Genomic DNA, 2,814 nt, shown 5'->3' with positions numbered 1-2,814 from the left:
TTTTACCTTAATCGAATTATTAGTGGTGATCGCGATCATTGCCATCCTGATCGCTTTACTACTGCCTGCAGTGCAGCAGGCACGGGAAGCCGCCCGGCGCAGTACCTGCAAAAACAATCAGAAACAAATCGGGATCGCAATGCACAACTACCACGAGACGCACGGCATTTTTCCCCCCGGGGCAATCGCACCTGGTTGTAACTGTGATGCAATCACTGGAGGACAAATCCTGAACCATACGGCCTATCAGATGATATTGCCCTTCCTGGAGCAATCGGCCTTGTATAACAGTTACAATTTCAGTTTACCGAGTGGAAAATCAAAGTACACGGGGGGCGCTGGTTGTACTGGCGCAACACCAGCAACCGATCAGCTCTCCGTAGTCACTTCTCCAGTGGCCGTATTCCTTTGCCCTTCCGACCCCGGACCGAGAAAAGGTGACGAAGACTATGCGTTTTCACAAGGAAAAGGAGCACAGCGAACAAGTTACGGCCTGGTGTCCGACCGCAATGACCCCTCATGGACCAAAACATTGGCAAGTACCACTGAATCAACAAAAGGGATGTGGGGACCAAACGGAGCAGCCCGGATGAGAGACTTAATCGATGGGACCAGTAACGTCATGTGCATGATAGAAACACCGTTACGAAAGAAAAAATTTGAAGATTGGAATGGTCCCTACTGGAACGCTTATACCTACACATACTGGATGTATATCCCGGGGCGGGGGATCAATCGGATCTATGCGGATGCAGATTATCCTGGTGTCCATCGCAATGGAGCGGGAAGTGAGCACGAGGGGGGCGCTCATACCTTACTCGCAGATGGCTCTGTCCGTTTTCTGAGTGAGAATGTCGATCAATTCTCCGTGTTAAATGCCTTAACTTCGATGGGTGGCGGCGAAATCATCGGAGAGTTCTGATTCTTCGGCGTTCTCAATACCAACAACCCGGGGTGCCTCAATTTGAGCCCCCGGCGCTGTGGGGTTCGTGCCAGTGATGCGCGAACGATCAATACAACAGGATTAATTTAATTATCTCAAGAGGTGCGCTATGCTCAAGCTTTATTCACCACACACGCTGAAATGGGTCAGCCTGTTCGGTCTGTTTCTGGCAGGCTGTTCTTATCAGCCTGACGACATGCCGAAAATCGCACCGGTAACCGGTGTCGTGACCCTGGATGGTCAACCCTTGCCTGAAGCGGAAATTCTGTTCCAGCCAACATCGGGTCGCGCTTCCACCGGCATGACTGATGAAAACGGCGAATACACACTGCTGTTCAACAGGAATACCTACGGCGCCAAAGTCGACCATCACGATGTGAGCATCATTACTTACAAGCAGTTTGACGAGACGCTCAGCAAGCTGACGGCCACCGTGACGGAAGGGGATAACGTGATCAATCTGGAATTGAAGTCGAAACCGAAAACAAAATCCCAAACCAGATAGATACACTCCTCTACTCTATTTTCTTAATCAGCGCCTCGCAATCAGAAAGAGTATTATGTTCCGTTCCGCACATGATGTACGATCCTGTCTTGTTATTTTCGCGTTGATCACATTAGTCGCCTCGCCGACCTGGGGTAACGATCAAAAATCAGAGCCGACCAATGCCAGCGAAGCAGCCGCGAAAAAAGCGAAACAGGCAGCGGATCTGAATCAAAAATTTGCGGCCTGGAAAGCCACGCTTTCTCCCGAACAACAGGCCTGGGAAACGGTGCTGGAAGAAAACCTGGGCGGGTTTTATCTCCCCCATTACCAACGCGCCAAACTGGCAGGAACAATCACCGCCTGGGATTATGTCGTCGATGATCCGAAACTGCCGCGTGTGATCCTCATCGGCGATTCGGTTTCGCGGGGTTATACGCTGGCCACGCGAAACGCTTTAGCAGGCAAAGCGAACGTACACCGTGCTCCCGCCAATTGCGGACCGACTGCCACCGCGCTGAAGCAACTCGATGTCTGGCTGGGCAAAGGGGACTGGGATGTGATCCATTTTAATTTTGGCATTCATGACCGTCGCACCCCTGCTGCAGATTATGAATCGCGCCTGGAAACCATTGTGGAGCGACTGCAGAAAACGGGAGCCACGTTGATCTGGGCCAGCACCACCCCGGTTCCCGCCGACTGGAAAGAAGGCCCCAGTATAAAAACCGCGATCGAGCAAAGGAATGAAATCGCGGCGCGTGTGATGAAAAAACATGGTATCGCCATCGATGATCTATTCACGTTCATCACCCCACATCAGGCTGAGGCACAAAATCCCAAAGACGTACACTTCAACGAACCAGGTTATGAGCTGCTGGGATCACAAGTCGCAAAGAGTATTTCTGAAACTCTGAAAAAGAGTGATTCCAAATAAAACACGAATTACTCTAACCGCTGCAACGGACGTTCGTCGCGATTTGTAATCCCGGCAAACGTCCGTTTTTTGGAATCTCTGCGATTGAGATCTGGTATGACTGGAGAGACTTCCAGGCCTCATCGTGAAGCTATTTCGTTGCGACAGACAGTTGCATTGTCCCCACCTGCTACCGCATCGGTTCAATGAGTTTGGGGCGTCGTTCAGAAGTCCGCTTTTCCCGATTCGAGTCATTCAACCTGATTTTCTTTTTTCATAGCACCTTCCTCAATTTTCGCTTGACAATCCACCCCCTGTTAAACAAAATTCCAGTAACTCTAACGTTAATGGGCTAAACCGAAATAGATCAGTCTGACTCAGGCTGTTTGCATGATGAGATACATCATTCCAATTTCATGCTCTCTCCTTATCGCTGGATGCCAACCAGACGAGTCAACTTCGCGTACCGCTCTC

At 50.5% G+C, this 2,814-nt stretch carries 3 protein-coding genes; all 3 read left to right on the top strand.

Annotated features, from left to right (window positions below):
• On the top strand, positions 1 to 922 hold a 922-nt coding region (locus Q0294_RS20485; protein ID WP_299469171.1), incomplete at its 5' end, for a DUF1559 domain-containing protein.
• Positions 923 to 1,052: 130 nt separating this feature from the next.
• Positions 1,053 to 1,448, top strand: coding sequence for a carboxypeptidase-like regulatory domain-containing protein (locus tag Q0294_RS20480; RefSeq protein WP_299469169.1), 396 nt, complete (start codon positions 1,053 to 1,055; stop codon positions 1,446 to 1,448).
• A 55-nt stretch (positions 1,449 to 1,503) separates the two neighbouring features.
• Positions 1,504 to 2,361, top strand: coding sequence for an SGNH/GDSL hydrolase family protein (locus tag Q0294_RS20475; protein ID WP_299469167.1), 858 nt, complete (start codon positions 1,504 to 1,506; stop codon positions 2,359 to 2,361).
• The last annotated feature ends 453 nt before the right edge of the window (positions 2,362 to 2,814 follow it).

Origin of the sequence: uncultured Gimesia sp. (assembly GCF_937919775.1) — a bacterium.
Classification (GTDB): domain Bacteria; phylum Planctomycetota; class Planctomycetia; order Planctomycetales; family Planctomycetaceae; genus Gimesia.
The sequence above is the reverse complement of the archived record's forward strand: the minus strand, read 5'-3'. Positions and strand labels throughout refer to the sequence as shown.

Coding starts and splice junctions, on each gene's coding strand:
- Q0294_RS20475 (WP_299469167.1), top strand. CDS start 1,504: ATGTTCCGTTCCGCACATGATGTACGATCCTGTCTTGTTATTTTCGCG.
- Q0294_RS20480 (WP_299469169.1), top strand. CDS start 1,053: ATGCTCAAGCTTTATTCACCACACACGCTGAAATGGGTCAGCCTGTTC.